The organism is Vibrio sp. SCSIO 43137 (assembly GCF_028201475.1).
GTDB lineage: Bacteria > Pseudomonadota > Gammaproteobacteria > Enterobacterales > Vibrionaceae > Vibrio.
Genome location: NZ_CP116384.1, coordinates 160,867 through 177,140 on the forward strand (window position 1 = coordinate 160,867; position 16,274 = coordinate 177,140).

Below are 16,274 nucleotides of genomic sequence, written 5' to 3' on the forward strand. Positions count from 1 at the left end.
GAAAGGCTCAGACACGACAAAACTGATTGAGTTTGAGAGCCCTCTCTGCTCTCGTTGCCATGTTTTGCGTGGCAATGCATACCAGAGTTCGTTTTAATAACTAAACCCGTCTCAAAACCATCAGAAATACACCTCAAGACGACTAGCCAATTGACAGCAATATGGACAAATATCGGGAGTTGAACAATTAAACTCGTCTTTTCCTGCTTACCTTGCTTAATCACCATAAAAAGCAGGAAGAGGAGTAGAAAAGTAGTTATAGAGAATGAAGCATTCTCGTAGGTTTATGGGAATGCTTTTTGATTGTTTTGCTGGCTGCTGTAATAGAATCCACTTACGCATTGAAGCATTATTTCATTGAGGAAGTATTGCTTCTTCAAAAATAGCGACTAGTGGTTTAAGGTCGAGATATACTCCAGCAACATTTGCATCTATCCAGTCTTGCTGAGTTAGTTGCGGCCACCTTACTTCATACCCTAAAACGAAGAGTAACTCCTCAAAAAAGAATCGTAATGTTCGGCCATTACCTTCTCTGAACGGATGAAGTAAATTGAGTTCACAAAACAGGCTTGCTAAGTTTTCTATTAGTTCTGCTGTAGAAGCGATGTTGCTTAATGTTGGGATAATCTTAAACAGTTTCTCTGCTTCTGGTTCAATTCTGGAAAAGGTACAAAAGCGAGTATTACCCTTTGAAATATCGATTTCTCGCACTTTTCCTGCCCACGAATAGAGATCCTGAAATAGATATAAATGTAAGCGTTTTAAGTGAGAAAAGTCTAGCTGGTTAAGTTCGTTGATGTCGCTTTGGTAGGTGCGATATCTTTCTGTGGTAAAAGCGACTTCTGCCTCTTCTAATTCCTCAGCGTCACGTATATTCAGAATATTGATTAAAGTACCAGTATCCTGGTAGCAGTACTTATCGTTATTCGCACCGTACTTATCGCGCATATTTGCGTTTCAGTTCAGAAATAGAATGATTTTTGCTTTTGTTTTTTTGCGTTATACCTTCATAACTGAGGCTTGTTTTGTAGTTTTCAAGGTTTGGGATGAACTTGCCTTTCCGTGGAGATGGATTCGAGACTGATGCCATAGAAGTAGTTCCTTAAGGGGGCTCATGAAGTTAATTGTACATTAGAAGGGACAAACTGTCATGGTATGGTAAAACTTAAGGCTTTCGCTGTTTCCAATGAATCGAAATGCATATTTACAACATTGTAATGCGAGTACCAAATGGAGTACCAGAGCTATAGCATGTTCAGTTCTGTCCATAACCGTGCAAACTGACAATCAGAACTCTTCCAAAAAGTACGGTCAGTTTACCAAGGTTATTTTGCCATACCTAAACTCCGGTAATTCTCTTCAACATAAGGTATGCATTTCGACGCGGAGCATCGAAACGAGATGTTGGGGTGATTTGTTCTTCGCGAGGATGGAGCTGTTTTTTCTTGCTGAAGAGAAAAAGTAGCTCACTCCCTCGAAGGGGAGTGAAACCGACTAAATAAACTTAGCGACGATTTTGCCTACTGTGCGTTGATCCCGCATTTTCAGCAGGGCATCACCAATCTGCTCCATTGAGATTACCGTGAGTTCAGGAACTTGTAGTGAGCCGTCGGAAAGTAGTGCGGAAACTTTAGTGCCGCTGTCAAAAAGCGTTGCCCTGCCTGCTGCGCCATTCACATGCCCTGACCCAAGGCTTAGCTGGTGGAAGCTTAATCCCTGCAGGAAAGCGTTGTTGTAGTTTTGCGGATTGACCGTGTTAACCAGTTCAACCATTTCGCCTTCATAACCCAGTACCGATGCACAAAGAATATCGTTATCACCACCGACACAATCCAGTGCGATCTCTACGCCTTGATCGCCGGTGATCTTCATAACCTGTTCAGCGACTTTGCCCTGACGATAGTCAATAGTGTGGGTGGCACCGAGTGTTTTCAGAAAGTCATGATTGGCTTCAGAAGCCGTGGTGATAATGGTGCTGATACCCGCCAGTTTTGCCAACTGAATAGCGAAACTGCCGACACCACCCGCGCCTCCGGCAATAAAGACGGAGCTGCGTTTGTCTGCTGAAAGCTTGTCAAACAGAGCGCGATAGGCGGTTCATGCTGCACATGGGCTTGCGGCTGCTACTTCCGCACGGGTTTGCGGATGAGTAACCAATGAGCGGGAGTCCTGAACTGCGAACTCAGCAAAACCGCCATGTGTCCGGCGCATATTGCCGTGGTAAAGCACCTTGTCTCCTATCTGCCAGCCGGTAACAGAGTCGCCAAGGGCAACAATTTCACCCGATACATCCAGCCCGGCGACAAATCTGTCATCCATATCGGGCACCATACCATTCCACAGATGTATTTTGGCATCAACCGGGTTGAGCCCTACGGCGTGAACTTTTACCAGTACATCAAAAGGTTGTTCAATTTCAGGTACGTTAAGTTCGCTCAGGGTGAAGGTATCGCGGGCTTTCTGGTAGGTAATGGCTTTCATCTTGTCCTCTGAATCTAATAGCAACGACCGGCTGAGAGAGCACTCAGCCGGTGCAGACCATAAGGTTTGGTATCTGATCAGAATAGAGGTTTGAAACTAAAATAGAAATTATGATTTATTATAGTTTCCATAAACTGAAATTATGAATTACTGGGCGCATTTTTCCTGATCTGTCAGAAACTGTTCCAGTACATCAACAATCAGTTGGTGATCTTCTGCCTGATGCAGGCCGGAAACCGAGATACTGCCAATAATGCCCACCTGTCGTATGGCAAGCGGAAAGCTGCCGCCATATGGGGCAAACTCTTTGCCGTCCACCAATGAGGCTTCTGCCAAAGGTACGCCTTTGTTTTTGTAGTAGTTACCCACATACCATGAGCTGTTCTGATAGCGGTCTACTACATTTTTCTTGCGTCGAATCCATTCAAGGTTATCAATTCTTGTGCCTTGCATTGCGTGGCTGAACAGGGTTAAGCCGTTCACGGTAATATCAATAGCCACGCTGGCATCTCGTTGTTCTGCGGCCTGTTTAATGGCGCAGCCCAGTTGCCATGCTCTCTGGTGAGAAAAGTGGCTGAACTGCAGCTTCTGCTCCTGCTGTAAAATCTGCTCAAGTAATGAAGTCATAATCTGTTTCCCGGTCAAAATAAAGGCGGTGAATATCACCGCCTGTTCTGTTTATGTGCCTGTCCCTCGCATTAGTTACACGCGTCTGCTACGCGTGTCTGCTATATCTCTAGTTCCGATTTCAGCATGGTTTCGATTTCCTGTGTTGAGGCGGCGCTCATCAGGTTGTTACGAAACTCTTCATGCATAATGCGGCGTGCCAGTTTAGAGAAGATCTTCATATGCTGGTCTCCGGCAGCATGCTTGTTCAGGGTCAGCATAATCACAAACTGAGCTTCCTCATCACCCCACTGTATTGGCTTGGCAAGGCGGGAAACGCTGATGGTCGACTGCTCAATATGCTCACTCTTGGTATGAGGAATGGCGAAACCGAAGCCAAGACCGGTAGAGAACACATCTTCACGCGCCCACAAGTCATCGGCCAGTTTTTGCGGATAACGGCAGCGGCCTGCAAGGAACAGATTGTCCGAAAGAGTTTTAATCACCTCTTCTTTACTGCGCAGATCATTGTCCAGCGTAATGCACTGTTCAGAAATCAGCGGTGCATCAGATTGCTGCATACGGAACTGAGCCAGTTGATGCTCCACTTCCAGAGAAGTACGGCAGTTCATGGCTTTGTTCAGTAACTGGCGACACTCACGGCTGTCCAGTTTCGCAATGCGCTCTTTGGTGGCAGGAATACTTGGTGCACTCATACTGATTTCATCCAGACCAAGGCCAACCAGCAGAGGCAGTACCGAGCCTTTAGCACCCAGCTCGCCACACAGACCGATCCATTTACCGTGTCTGTGTACTTCACGAACCACGTGATCCAGTGTTCTCAGGAAGGCAGGGTTCAGGCTGTTGTAGTGCTTGGTGACTTTGGCGTTATCTCTGTCAACCGCCATCAGGTACTGAGTCAGGTCGTTACTACCAATACTGAAGAAATCAATCTCTTCACAGCACTGGTCGATAATAAACGCCACAGACGGAACTTCCAGCATAATGCCTAGCGGGATCTTTTCATCAAAGGCGATGTGCTCGGCGCGCAGCTCTTTACGTACTTCTGCCAGCAAGTCTTTCACCCAGAGGATTTCTTCAAGGGAAGAGATCATCGGGATCATAATCTTAAGGGCACCGTGCGCCGATGCACGCAGAATGCTGCGAAGCTGGGTTTTGAACATATCTATAAATTCTTCATAGATACGCACGGCACGGTAGCCAAGGAATGGGTTGTTTTCTGCCGGGATATTCAGATAATCCACCGGCTTGTCACCACCGATATCAATGGTGCGGATAATGATGGATTTGCCATCAGCTGCTTCCATTGCCTGACAGTAAATGTTGTACAGCTCATCTTCATCAGGTGCGCTAGTGCGATCCATATAAAGCATCTCGGTACGGAACAAGCCAATGGCTTCGGCACCGTTATCAAAAGCGGCCTGAGCTTCGACGGAGTGAGCAATATTAGCAGCCACTTCCAGTGTTTTTCCATCGGCGGTTTTACCCTGCTGATTGATAAACTCACTCTGACGTTGATGTATGGTATCGGCAACACGTTGTTCCTGCTGGTAGTAACGGCGCAGTGGTTCGGTGATCTCAGTGGCAACCAGCCCTAAGTTACCGTCAATCAGTACTTCTGAGTCTAGGAAACTGCTCAGGTGGTTCTCATCTACGCCAACCAGAGTAGGAATAGCAAATGAACGGGCAAGAATAACCGTGTGAGAAGTGCTGCCACCGTGGGTAAGTAACAGACCTTTCAGCAGGCTCTTGTCCAGTTCCAGAAACTGACTTGGTGTCAGATCGTCAGCAATACAGATGGTTGGCTCAGTCAGGCTAAGCTGGTTAGAGAATTTCTCTTCGCCATACAGGCTTTGCAGCAGTTGGAAACAGACATCGCGGATATCCAGTTCGCGTTCGCGCATGTAGGCAGAGGCGGATTTCTGTAGCTGCTCACCAAAGTGCTTGGCAGTGGCAATGACTGCGTCAGCACAGCTGCGGCCGTCGACAAGGTTACTTTTCAGGGTCTGCTTAAACTCAGCATCTTTAACAATAGAGAAGTGAGCGTTTACTACTTCTGCTTCAGTATGGCTTGCGGTCTTAAGTTGCAGTTCAAAGCTTTTTTCCAGCTGAAGAAGACCTTTATCCATAGCAGGTTGCTCTTCTGCCAGCGGACGTTTTGCCGGTAAGTCAGTCAGGGTATCAAAGTTAATGGCACCAACTCTTGTCAGGGTACCAAAGCCGAAACCGCTGCTGACGGCATTGCCACGCACGACCGGCAGTTGCAGGTTGCTAAAGTTTCTTGGCAGCGGGGCGAATTCGCCGGACTTGGCTTCAGTCGTTTCCAGTGGTGCATCACAGTGAGGGAACTCATTAGTAATAAAGCTGCGGATTTTTTCCAATGCACTCTCTTCGTCTGTACCTTCAATAGTAATCAGACATTTGTCGCCCAGTAAGGTGTCTGTCCCGATAAGAGAAAGGACGCTTTTGGCGTTGGCGGAAATACCGGTGCGCTCGTTCTGCCACTGTATATCTGCGGTAAATTCATTACATAGAGACTCAACATGGCTTGCCGGACGGGCGTGAACACCATTAGGGAGTTCGCATGAGAAGGAGAAAGTTTTCATAAATACTGGCCTTTGGCATCGTCTTCTGGATTTCTTTCCATACACAATAGAGCTTATCGTTTTGCCCCTCTATTGGACATTTCTTCGAATTACTGGATAAATGTTAGATTGAAAATAAAGTGTGAATCTCATCAAATTTACTATGTTTTCCGTGACTGAGATCAGGTTTTATTTTTGATTTTCTTAGCTGCTTTTCTATTAAAGTTAATTAAAACAACCAATTATGGTGTTAATGTTGTTATTCGAGCGCTTATTAACTTTTTTGTGTTTTGGATCACTTTTCTGTTGTGATCTTACAAAAGTCCAGTAAATAGAAGTTTTGTCCTCTAACTGGTTAGCACATTTACTCACTATATTATCAGCACAACCCAAAAGGTTTACTGCCCGGCATGCCGGGAGAGAAAAAATCGCTGCGCAGCGAGTATACGTGAACAATTTGAAGCTTAATTATTAACTAAACTTTGTGCTTTAAGGAACAGTGTTATGAATGACATCATTTCCATACTGAAAAACACCCGTTCTCATCTGATGACAGGTGTATCTCATATGATCCCGTTTGTGGTAGCAGGCGGTATCTTACTTGCTGCGTCGGTTATGCTTTATGGTGAAGGCGCCGTGCCGGAAGAGGGTACCTGGCTACACGATCTCTTCTTTATCGGTGTTGCCGGTTTCCAGTTGATGGTCCCTATTCTGGCCGCTTATATCGGTTACTCTATTGCTGATCGCTCAGCCCTTGCCCCGTCTGCTATTGCCGCCTTTATTGGTGCTAACATGTACAACACCGGCTTCTTCGGCGCTATTTTTGCCGGTCTGCTGGGTGGTATCGTTGTTCACTATCTGAAGAAGATTAAGGTTCCCGCTTTTGCCCGTTCTATTATGCCTATCTTCGTTATCCCTATTATCGGTACCTTTATTACTGCCGGTGCTATTGTCTGGGGTATTGGTGAGCCGATTGGCGCAGGTACAGCTGCCCTGACTGAATTCCTTAAAGGTATGCAGGATTCAAGTATCGTCGTACTTGCCATTGTAATGGGTCTGATGATCGCCTTTGATATGGGCGGACCGGTTAACAAAGTGGCCTATGCGTTCGTTATCCTGTGTGTTGGTGAAGGCATCTATAACGTTGCAGGTATCTCTGCGGTCGCGGTAGCGACTCCTTCTGTAGGTATGGGTCTGGCGACCTTCCTGAACAAAAAACTGTATGGTGCTGATGAGCAGGAAGCAGGTCGTGCTTCTATCCTGATGGGTGCCATGGGTATTACTGAAGGTGCGATTCCGTTTGCTGCTGCTGATCCGCTTCGCGTACTGCCTTCAATCATGATCGGTACTGCCTGTGGTGCTGTAACCGCTGCCCTGCTGGGTGTGAAGTGTTTCGCTGCATGGGGTGGTCTGATTGTTCTGCCGGTAGTAGAAGGTCGCTTTGGCTTCCTGATTGCACTGGCGGTCGGTTCTCTGGTCACGGCTCTGCTGGTTAACTTCCTGAAAGCCCGCCGTAAGGTTGAAGCGCCAAAGGAGAACGCTTCTGACGATATCGATCTGGATATCTCTATCGGCTAAACGCCATTTCCTAATCCGGGTTATCAGCCATTCCGGTACAGGCTGGTAACCCACCCTAATTACTAAGAATCTGACTTATTTTGGAGATTATTATGACAAATGTTGTTGCTGTAACAGCTTGCCCATCAGGTGTTGCTCATACTTATATGGCGGCAGAAGCTATCGAAGCGGCTGCTAAAGCGAAGGGCTGGAACTGCTCTGTGGAAACTCAGGGCTCTATCGGTATTGAAAACGAGCTGACGGCTGAACAGGTTGCTTCTGCTGATGTGGTGATTCTGACCAAAGATATCGACATCAAGAATCAGGAAAGATTCGAAGGCAAAATGGTGGTTCGCATTGGTGTCAGCGATGCAGTAAAACGCGCTGCTGCGGTAATGGATAAAATTGAAGCACACCTTGCTACTGCATAATCTAAGGTGCACATAATCTGATGTAAAAAGCAATGGGCGACAGATGCCCGTTAGCCTGCCCCGGTAAGCCGGGGCAAATAATAAACTCGCCTTTAGGCAACACTGCTCAACAGATAAAACAGAAACATAGAACGGAGCTTGCCATGAGCACAGCCAGAATCGAAAAATTAAAGTCGGCACTGTTTAATGCCAAAAGAGCCATCTCCCTTGAGAGAGCGCTTTTATATACTGAAAGTCACAAGCAGACGGAAGGAGAGCATACTCTGATCCGCCGCGCCAAAGCGACGGCACACATTCTGGATAATGTTGCTATCTCTATCCGTGACGACGAACTTATTGCCGGTAACCGCACCATTGAACCACGTGCGGGTATCGTGTCTCCTGAGATGGACCCATACTGGATTGAAAAAGAGCTGGACAGTTTTGACACTCGTCCGCAGGACAAATTCTTTATCTCGGAGCAGGACAAAACTATTTACCGCGAACAGCTTCTGCCTTACTGGTCTGAGCGTTCAATGAAAGACTTTATTAACAGCCAGATCCCGCAAGAGATTAAACAGGCTGTTGGCGAGAAGGTGTTTAGTGTTAACCAGACCGACAAAGGTCAGGGGCATATCATTATCGATTTTGACCGCCTGCTAAGCAGTGGTCTGAACCAGTTAACGGACGAGATGCAGAAGCTGGTGGCCTCTTATCCTGAAAACCCGTTTTATCAGTCAGTATTGATATTACTGCAAGCTTCCAGCCGCCATATCCGCCGCTATGAGCAACTGGCAACAGAGATGGCCGAAAGCTGTAATGACAGCCAAAGAAAGCAAGAGCTAGAGAATATTGCTCAGGTGTCGGCCAAAATCGCCGGCCAACGCCCGGATAACTTTGTTGAGGCGTGTCAGCTGTTCTGGTACATGAACATTATCCTGCAGTATGAATCCAACGCCAGCTCCCTGTCTCTGGGGCGCTTTGACCAGTATATGCTGCCTTTCTATCAGCGTTCACTGCAACAGGGCGAGGATGCTGCTTTCCTGAAAGAGTATCTGGAAAGTCTCTGGATCAAAACAAACGACATCGTACTGCTGCGTTCATCCAGTAGTGCCAAGTTTTTTGCCGGATTCCCGACCGGCTACACCATTCTGCTGGGCGGACTGAATGAAACGGGTCAGAGCGCGGTGAATGTTTTGTCTACCCTATGTCTGGATGCCTATCAGAGTGTTCAGTTGCCTCAGCCTAATCTGTGGTGTGCGGGTAAACGAGTTTATCGACCGGGAATTTCTGTACAAAACCGCAGAGACCATTCGTCTGGGAACCGGTATTCCGCAGATCTTTAACGATGAAGTAGTGGTGCCGGCCTTCCTTAACCGCGGGGTATCGCTGGAAGATGCAAGGGACTACTCCGTAGTCGGCTGTGTTGAGCTCTCTATTCCGGGCAAAACCTATGGCCTGCACGATATTGCCATGTTTAACCTGCTTAAGGTGATGGAGCTGGTGCTGAAGCGAAATCAGCATACAGAAAACATCAGCTACCATGAATTACTGGAGCAGATCCGAACCGATATCCGTCACTATGTGAGGCTGATGGTGGAAGGCTCAAATATCTGTGATATCGGCCATCGTGACTGGGCACCGGTGCCTTTACTGTCATCCTTTATCAGTGACTGTATCGAAAACGGAAAAGACATTACTTACGGCGGTGGTCGTTACAACTTCTCCGGCGTGCAGGGTATTGGTATCGCCAACCTGTCCGATTCACTTCAGGCTCTGAAACGCTTTGTGTTCGAAGAAAAAAGAGCCGGCTTTGCAGAGTTTATTGAGCTGCTGGATAACAACTTTGAAGGTGCAGAGGGCAGTAAGATCCGTGCCCGTCTGATGCATAAGTATGAAAAGTACGGCAATGATATCGATGAAGTGGACAGCATAGGTGCCGATCTTCTTCGTCTGTTCTGCAAAGAAGTGGAGCAGTATCAGAACCCCCGTGGCGGACAGTTTACTCCGGGTTCTTATACCGTATCTGCTCACGTTCCGTTAGGCGCAGTTGTTGGTGCGACACCTGACGGCCGTCTGTCGGGTGAGCAACTGGCTGATGGTGGTTTGTCTCCGATGCTGGGCAAGGATCATCAGGGACCGACGGCGGTACTGAAATCTGTCTCCAAGCTGGATAACTATCTGCTGTCAAACGGTAGCCTGCTGAACGTGAAGTTTACTCCGTCCACCCTTGAAGGTGCTCAGGGGCTGAACAAGCTGGGCGACTTCCTGCGTGCCTTTATGAAGCTGAAGTTACAGCATATTCAGTTTAATGTGCTCAATGCCGACACGCTGCGAAAAGCACAGCAGAAGCCGGAAGATTATGCCGGGCTGGTGGTGAGGGTTGCCGGATACAGCGCCTTCTTTGTGGAGCTGTCGAAAGAGATCCAGGACGACATCATTCACCGAACTGCTCATGAGTTGTGATTCAGTTATGGATAGCGGGCATATCTTCAATATCCAGCGTTACTCACTCAATGATGGTGAAGGAATACGCACGGTAGTGTTTTTTAAGGGCTGCCCGCTGAAATGTCCCTGGTGTGCAAATCCGGAATCGCGCTCGCTGAAGTCTCATACCATCAAACGTGAGGCTAAGTGTATCCACTGCGATCACTGCGATATGGATGTGGAAGAGTGTCCGACCGGTGCGGTAGAAATTGTCGGCAAAGATATGACGCTGGAGGAAGTGCTCAGTGCCATTGCTAAAGATGATGTGTTTTACCGTACTTCCGGCGGCGGAGTGACCCTCTCCGGCGGAGAAATACTGAGTCAGGCGCCTTTTGTTATCAAGCTTCTGACCAAGCTGCGCCAGTTAGGTTATCACACGGCTATCGAAACATCGGGTCAGGGCAGTACCAGCCAGTTACTCAAAATAGGGCAGTTGTGTGATGAAGTGCTGTTTGATTTTAAAATCATGGATGCAGAGCTGGCCAGACAGGTCACCGGTATCAACCTGCAACGGGTTCTGGATAACTTCCGCCAACTGACGGAGCAGGGAGTAAAGGTGATTCCGCGCCTGCCGCTGATCCCCGGTTACACCCTGAATATTATTAATGTCGACAAGGTACTGAATTTTATTGCCCCGTTCGGCCTTAAAGAGGTTCACTTGCTGCCGTTTCATCAGTATGGCGCAAGTAAGTATCAGACACTGAATATGGAATACGCCATGAAAGAGGTGGCGGTTCCGGCAAAAGATGAGATCGCTTCCGTGCGCAGGCATGTGGAAGCCCACGGCTATAACGTCATCATCGGAGGTTAATGATGAAACAAAAAATACTGATCACCGGAGCGAATGGCTTTTTCGGTACCCGTTTTATTAACCGGTATCAGAGCCAGTATGAGATTACCGCTACCGACGTAGAGCAGTTAGATATCACCGATGCTAAACAGGTTTCTGCAACCTTTGCTGACGTGAAACCGGACTATGTTATTCACGCAGCAGCGATTGCAGTGACTGACTTCTGTAATCAGCATCCGGACATTGCCCACAAGGTGAATGTGCAGGGCGCCATTAATATCGCTAAAGCGTGTAAGGAACATGGCTCAAAGCTGGTATTTATCAGTACCGAGCAGGTGTTTAACGGCAATGAAGAGAGCGGCCCGTATAAAGAGTCGGACACTCCGGTTCCGGATACGGTTTATGGCCAGAACAAACTGGAAGCGGAACATGAGCTGAAAGGCATTCTTCCCGAGCTTTGGATACTCAGGTTTACCTGGATGTTTGGCCTGCCTGAGCGCAACACCAGCATTAATCCGAACGTAGTGTGGAACACACTACAGGCATTGATGAATGGCGAGAAAATGAAAGAGCGTCGCAATGAGTTTCGCGGCCTGACTTACATTCACGAACTGATTGATCAGTTTGAGAAGATATTTGCCATCCCTTACGGCACTTATCATACGGGGGCGCATAACCCGGACAGCCGCTTTGACATTGCCCGTCATATCCTGACGGAAATGGGGCAGGAAGTGCGCTGGGGCGAGATCCTCGAAGCCTGTGATGCACCTAAAACCCGCGATGTGCGCTTAGAGACTTCTAAGCTTGCAGAGCAAGGTATCGTCTTTACCGAAAGTAAGGCCGCCATTAGCCGCTGCCTGCAAGAATTTGGTTTTAAGAAATAGTTTTAAGATTGAGTGGAGAATTTACATGATTTACTTTCTGGATACGGCAAACCTGACAGCGATACAAAAGGCCGTAGACCTATATCCGCTGGATGGTGTAACGACCAACCCGTCTATTGTGGCTAAAGAGAACAAGCCTCTTAAGGAAATTATTCTTAGCATTCGCGAGATTATCGGTCAGGAAAGACTGCTTCACGTGCAGGTGATGGGCAAAACCGCTGAGATTATGCTGGAAGAGGCAAAAGCGCTGAGAGCCATCGATAAAGATCTTTATATTAAGGTGCCGGTGACTCCTCAGGGCATTAAGGCGATGAAATTGCTTAGCCAGAACAATATTCCGGTAACAGCAACCGCGATCCTGACTCCGCAACAAGCATTGATGGCCGCGAAGGCAGGAGCGGAATACCTTGCGCCTTATGTTAACCGTCTTGATAACATCTGCTCTGACGGTGTCGGCGTAGTAGCTGAGATTGCTCATCTGATCGACATTCACAACCTTGATGCCAAAGTGCTGGCGGCATCGTTTAAGAACGTGCAGCAGGTACATGAAGTAGCGAAAGCCGGTAGTCAGTCGGTGACCATTGCTCCTGATGTATTTGACCTTCTGCTGAACCATCCGCTTACGGATTCTGGCGTGGCAGGCTTTGTTGCAGACTGGGAATCAGTGTATGGCGAAGGTACTAACGTACTGGATGTGCTGTAAGCCACAAAGTCACGATTTCTAAGGGCTTCACGTAAGTGAAATAAAACTAAATAGAGGTATACTTTCCGGTATACCTCTTCTTTTTGTGGATACCAATGAAATTAGTCGCCGTTACCGCCTGCATCAGTGGGGTTGCACACACCTATATGGCTGCCGAGTTGATCGAAAAATATTGCAGCAAGCAAGGCTTGTCTGTTGCTGTTGAAACTCAGGGCGCACTGGGAATGGAAAATGCCCTTCAGCCGAGGCAAATAGAAGAAGCTGATGTAGCCATTATTGTGGCAGATATTGCTATTGAAGGTGCAGAGCGTTTCGCCAATACCCGTCAGGTGAGGTCTAAAATTTCCACCTTTCTGCGACAGCCGGAAAAAGTGTTTGATGCATTGGAAAAAGCTTACCGTTCCCCGCCGGAAAGTGTGATTGAGATTTAACTCTGGCTTCGATATTGCGTGCGGTATTCAGAGGGTGAGCGGTCAGTCTGATTCCTGAATACCCGACAGAAATAGTTACTGTCAGTAAAACCGGCGCGATGAGCCACTTCCTTCACCTTCATATCGTACTCTTTCAGCAGATATTTCGCCCGCTCCAGCCGGATATGGTTCAGGTGTTCATTAAACTTAATTTTCCCCTCTTTCTGAAACAGCTGTGACAGGTAGTTAGGCGAGATATAGAAATGCTCCGCCACCGACTCCCGTGTTAATGGCTCCTGATACTTCTGTTCGACATAATCCCGCACCGCTTCAAACAGCGCCTTGCTACGGGAAGGGGTTTCCGGCGGATTAAGCATTAACTCATTTACATGGCTAAGCAGTGAAGCAATCAGCAGCTTGGTGGTGTGCTGGTCATCGGTGTGCCAGCGCAACTCTTCCAGAGCCTGAAGAATAAAGGTGCCCGTCCGCGGTCCGCGTCGCTGAACATTATCTTTAACCAGAGTTTCGAACTCACGGCCATTCCAGCGCAGAAGGTTGATACCAAAGTTCTGTTTGCCCACCAGAATATTAAGCATGGTAACCGGTTGATCCCAGTGCGGTTTGTTCCAGCAGTCGGCAGGAATATAGAGAACATCGCCCCTTCTGAGCTGGTGCCGTGTCTCAATGGCGCTGTCATTACCCATTTCAATCTCAACGCTGCCGGAGACCACCATTTCAAGTCGCTGAAAGTGAACCTGATAGGCCAGTTCAGGAGGCTCAGGAAGGTTACTGGCAAAAAAGATTTTACCGATACTGCCGGGAGAGACGGAGTAACCGTTCAGGACAGATTCAAGGGAGTTGGGCTGAAAGGGATGTTTGGGGTTCATAGTCGCCGGATTTGGTCATTGTAGCTAAGGTGATTTTACCCTGATATACATTGAATTGCTGGCGGTTTTTAATCTGAATCGGTGAACTGTGAAGCCGGAGAGATTCGCGTCGATTCTTACTGAGAAGAGAGTTCTTCGGAGATAAGAAAAAACAGGGGAGCGCCGTCGGGCAACTCCCCAGGCTAATTAAGCCTCGTAAGCCGGATAATCAATAAAGCCCTGCTCATTACCACCGTAAAGGGTCAGGCGGGCATCGGCATCAAAATCTGCCAGCGGCCAGTTGTTTTTAAAGCGTTCAACTAAGTCCGGGTTGGTGACATAAGGGGTGCCGAACGCGGCGAAGTCACAGTAACCTTTTTGCAGCAGTTGTTGTGCTGATTCCACGGTCAGTTTACCGGCTACCATGACCGGGTTTGGGTAAACTTCGCGAACCTGTTTACGGAAGCTTTCCGGCACCTCAACATAGCGGGAGATCCGCTCAGAGAAATGCACATAAGCCAGTTTCATTGCCGCCATTCTTTCTAATGCTTTCAGCGTAGTGTCAACAATCTCAGCATCTTCGTTAGCGAAGCCTTCAATAACATGGGGGGAGACGCGCACCGCAACTTTGTTGCTGCCGATATCATCGGAAACCGCCTGTAAGGTTTCCAGCATAAAGCGCATGCGGTTTTCCTGACTGCCGCCGTATTGATCCTGACGCTGGTTACTTTCAAGGCGCATAAAAGTATCGAACAGATAACCGTGAGCCGCATGGATTTCCACGCCGTCAAATCCGGCTTCCATTGCATTTCTGGCTGCCTGTACAAAGTCCGCTTTAGTGTTTTCAATATCCTGCAGAGACATCTCACGTGGCGTTTCCGTTTCAATCATACCGAAGCCACCTTCCGGTAGCGGGCCGAACACTTGGTCAGGTACTTTAATGGCGGAAGCGGAAACGGGCTGCTCACCAGAGATAACCGAGTGGCTGCGACGTCCGACGTGCCAGAGCTGAATAAAGATTTTACTGCCGGCCTGATGAACGGCGTCTGTTACCTTTTTCCATCCCTGTATGTGCTCTTTGGTATAAATGCCGGGAGTCATGGAGTAGCCACGGCCAACGGCTGAAATGGGTGCACCTTCAGTAACAATTAAACCGGCAGTGGCGCGCTGGCTGTAATAGGTTGCCATCATTTCGTTTGGCACATCGCCCGGCTGAGTGGTGCGTGAACGGGTCATGGGTGCCATGGCGATTCGGTTTTCCAGCGCAAGATCGCCGGATTTAAATGGTGTAAATAACATAAGTCTCTCCGGTTATTCAGAGTAAGTCGGATAATCAGTCAGTCCCTTTTCGGCACCGCCAAACAAGGTAGCAGGATCGTGCTCTGCCAGCGGGTAACCGTGACGAAGCCGGTCAGGTAAATCAGGGTTGGAGACAAATGGTCGGCCGAAACCAATCATATCTGCCAGTCCGTCAGCGATAGCGTGTTGTGCTTTTTCTGCGTTGTAACGTCCGGCGTAGATCAGTACGCCCTGATAGGCCTCACGCAAAGCACGTTTAAACGAGAGTGGGGTATCCGGTGCATCATCCCAGTCCACTTCGGCGATATGCAGATAAACAATATTAAGCTTGTTCAGCAAAGTGGCCGCGGCGGTATAAGTTTCGATTGGCTTAGCGTCAACAGTGCCATTTAATGTGGTTAGTGGTGCCAGACGAACCCCGACACGATCGGCGCCGATGGCGTCACACATGGCTTGCACAACCTCGGCCAGAAAACGCAATCTGTTTTCCAGACTGCCGCCATATTCATCGGTGCGGTTGTTGGCCTCTGAGTCGATAAACTGGTTGATCAGATAACCGTTGGCAGCGTGCAGTTCGATACCATCAAAACCGGCTTCCAGCGCATTGATGGCCGCCTGACGATACTCTGCTACCACCTGTTTGATTTCTTGCTGTGTCATCTCCCTTGGGGTGACTACATCAACAAAGCCGGGCTCTGAAGTGCCGTTATCAATAAACACCTTTACGTTGTCAGCTTTGATGGCTGATGAGGAGATTGGCTGAACTCCGCCAATATTATCAGGGTGTGTAACTCTGCCTACGTGCCAGAGCTGGGCAAAGATAGTCCCCCCTTTACCATGAACAGCGTCGGTGACCTTTTTCCATCCGGCTATCTGCTCTTGCGTATAAATACCGGGTGTCCACGCGTATCCTTTCGCGGTCGCGGAGATTTGTGTACCTTCAGAAACAATCAGTCCGGCACCGGCGCGCTGAGCGTAGTAGTCGGCCATCATATCGTTGGCCACGTCACCCGGCTGACTGGCGCGGGAGCGGGTCATAGGCGGCATAACGATCCGGTTCTGTAAGCTGTTTTTCCCCAGCTGTAGCGTCTGGAACAAAGATGTAGTCATAATAAGTTTCCTTTATGGGCTTTCGCTGCATCATATCAAGGTGCAAACCGGGCATTTAGAGCCAA

At 48.3% G+C, this 16,274-nt stretch carries 14 protein-coding genes and 1 pseudogene; 8 read left to right on the top strand and 7 right to left on the bottom strand.

Annotation, left to right across the window (positions count from 1 at the left end; all coding sequences use genetic code 11):
* Positions 1 to 354 precede the first annotated feature (354 nt).
* From PK654_RS16525 to ptsP, 4 genes and pseudogenes are all read right to left on the bottom strand, one after another.
* Positions 355 to 948 (bottom strand): Fic/DOC family protein, encoded by a 594-nt coding sequence (locus tag PK654_RS16525; protein ID WP_271700061.1) that lies wholly within the window; start codon positions 946 to 948, stop codon positions 355 to 357.
* Between the two features lie 546 nt (positions 949 to 1,494).
* Positions 1,495 to 2,481: pseudogene (locus PK654_RS16530) on the bottom strand (zinc-binding dehydrogenase).
* A gap of 147 nt (positions 2,482 to 2,628) precedes the next feature.
* Positions 2,629 to 3,108, bottom strand: a complete 480-nt coding sequence (locus PK654_RS16535; protein WP_271700062.1) for a heme-degrading domain-containing protein — start codon at positions 3,106 to 3,108, stop codon at positions 2,629 to 2,631.
* A gap of 101 nt (positions 3,109 to 3,209) precedes the next feature.
* Entirely contained in the window at positions 3,210 to 5,714 is a 2,505-nt protein-coding gene (ptsP, locus tag PK654_RS16540; RefSeq protein ID WP_271700064.1) for a phosphoenolpyruvate--protein phosphotransferase, read from the bottom strand.
* A 483-nt stretch (positions 5,715 to 6,197) separates the two neighbouring features.
* On the opposite strand from ptsP, the gene PK654_RS16545 reads away from it, so the two are divergent.
* The 8 genes from PK654_RS16545 to PK654_RS16580 all read left to right on the top strand — a co-directional run bounded on the left by PK654_RS16545 (position 6,198) and on the right by PK654_RS16580 (position 12,955).
* On the top strand, positions 6,198 to 7,271 hold the full coding sequence (locus tag PK654_RS16545; RefSeq protein WP_271700065.1) for a PTS fructose transporter subunit EIIC: 1,074 nt from the start codon (positions 6,198 to 6,200) through the stop codon (positions 7,269 to 7,271).
* 92 nt (positions 7,272 to 7,363) lie between these two features.
* A complete protein-coding gene (locus tag PK654_RS16550; RefSeq protein ID WP_271700067.1) occupies positions 7,364 to 7,681 on the top strand; it encodes a PTS fructose-like transporter subunit IIB in 318 nt (105 codons plus the stop codon).
* A gap of 143 nt (positions 7,682 to 7,824) precedes the next feature.
* On the top strand, positions 7,825 to 9,006 hold the full coding sequence (locus PK654_RS16555) for a pyruvate formate lyase family protein (protein ID WP_271700069.1): 1,182 nt from the start codon (positions 7,825 to 7,827) through the stop codon (positions 9,004 to 9,006).
* Entirely contained in the window at positions 8,918 to 10,126 is a 1,209-nt protein-coding gene (locus tag PK654_RS16560) for a pyruvate formate lyase family protein (RefSeq protein ID WP_271700751.1), read from the top strand. Before PK654_RS16555 ends, PK654_RS16560 begins: the two co-directional genes overlap by 89 nt.
* Positions 10,116 to 10,958, top strand: a complete 843-nt coding sequence (locus PK654_RS16565) for a [formate-C-acetyltransferase]-activating enzyme (protein ID WP_271700071.1) — start codon at positions 10,116 to 10,118, stop codon at positions 10,956 to 10,958. Before PK654_RS16560 ends, PK654_RS16565 begins: the two co-directional genes overlap by 11 nt.
* Positions 10,958 to 11,821, top strand: a complete 864-nt coding sequence (locus tag PK654_RS16570; RefSeq protein WP_271700072.1) for an SDR family oxidoreductase — start codon at positions 10,958 to 10,960, stop codon at positions 11,819 to 11,821. The genes PK654_RS16565 and PK654_RS16570 overlap by 1 nt, the downstream gene beginning before the upstream one ends.
* Before the next feature lie 25 nt (positions 11,822 to 11,846).
* Positions 11,847 to 12,524, top strand: a complete 678-nt coding sequence (locus PK654_RS16575) for a fructose-6-phosphate aldolase (protein WP_271700073.1) — start codon at positions 11,847 to 11,849, stop codon at positions 12,522 to 12,524.
* Positions 12,525 to 12,619: 95 nt separating this feature from the next.
* A complete protein-coding gene (locus tag PK654_RS16580) occupies positions 12,620 to 12,955 on the top strand; it encodes a fructose PTS transporter subunit IIB (protein ID WP_271700075.1) in 336 nt (111 codons plus the stop codon).
* On the opposite strand, the gene PK654_RS16585 is transcribed toward PK654_RS16580, so the two are convergent.
* The 3 genes from PK654_RS16585 to PK654_RS16595 form a co-directional block, all read right to left on the bottom strand.
* Positions 12,952 to 13,821: a helix-turn-helix domain-containing protein gene (locus tag PK654_RS16585; RefSeq protein WP_271700077.1), complete on the bottom strand. Its 870-nt coding sequence runs from the start codon at positions 13,819 to 13,821 to the stop codon at positions 12,952 to 12,954. The two genes, PK654_RS16580 and PK654_RS16585, sit on opposite strands and share 4 nt — an antisense overlap.
* Before the next feature lie 186 nt (positions 13,822 to 14,007).
* Complete coding sequence (locus PK654_RS16590) at positions 14,008 to 15,099, bottom strand: alkene reductase (protein ID WP_271700078.1); 1,092 nt, start codon at positions 15,097 to 15,099, stop codon at positions 14,008 to 14,010.
* A gap of 12 nt (positions 15,100 to 15,111) precedes the next feature.
* Positions 15,112 to 16,209 carry an alkene reductase gene (locus PK654_RS16595; protein ID WP_271700080.1) on the bottom strand — a complete coding sequence of 366 codons (1,098 nt, stop codon included), beginning with the start codon at positions 16,207 to 16,209 and terminating at the stop codon, positions 15,112 to 15,114.
* Positions 16,210 to 16,274 lie beyond the last annotated feature (65 nt).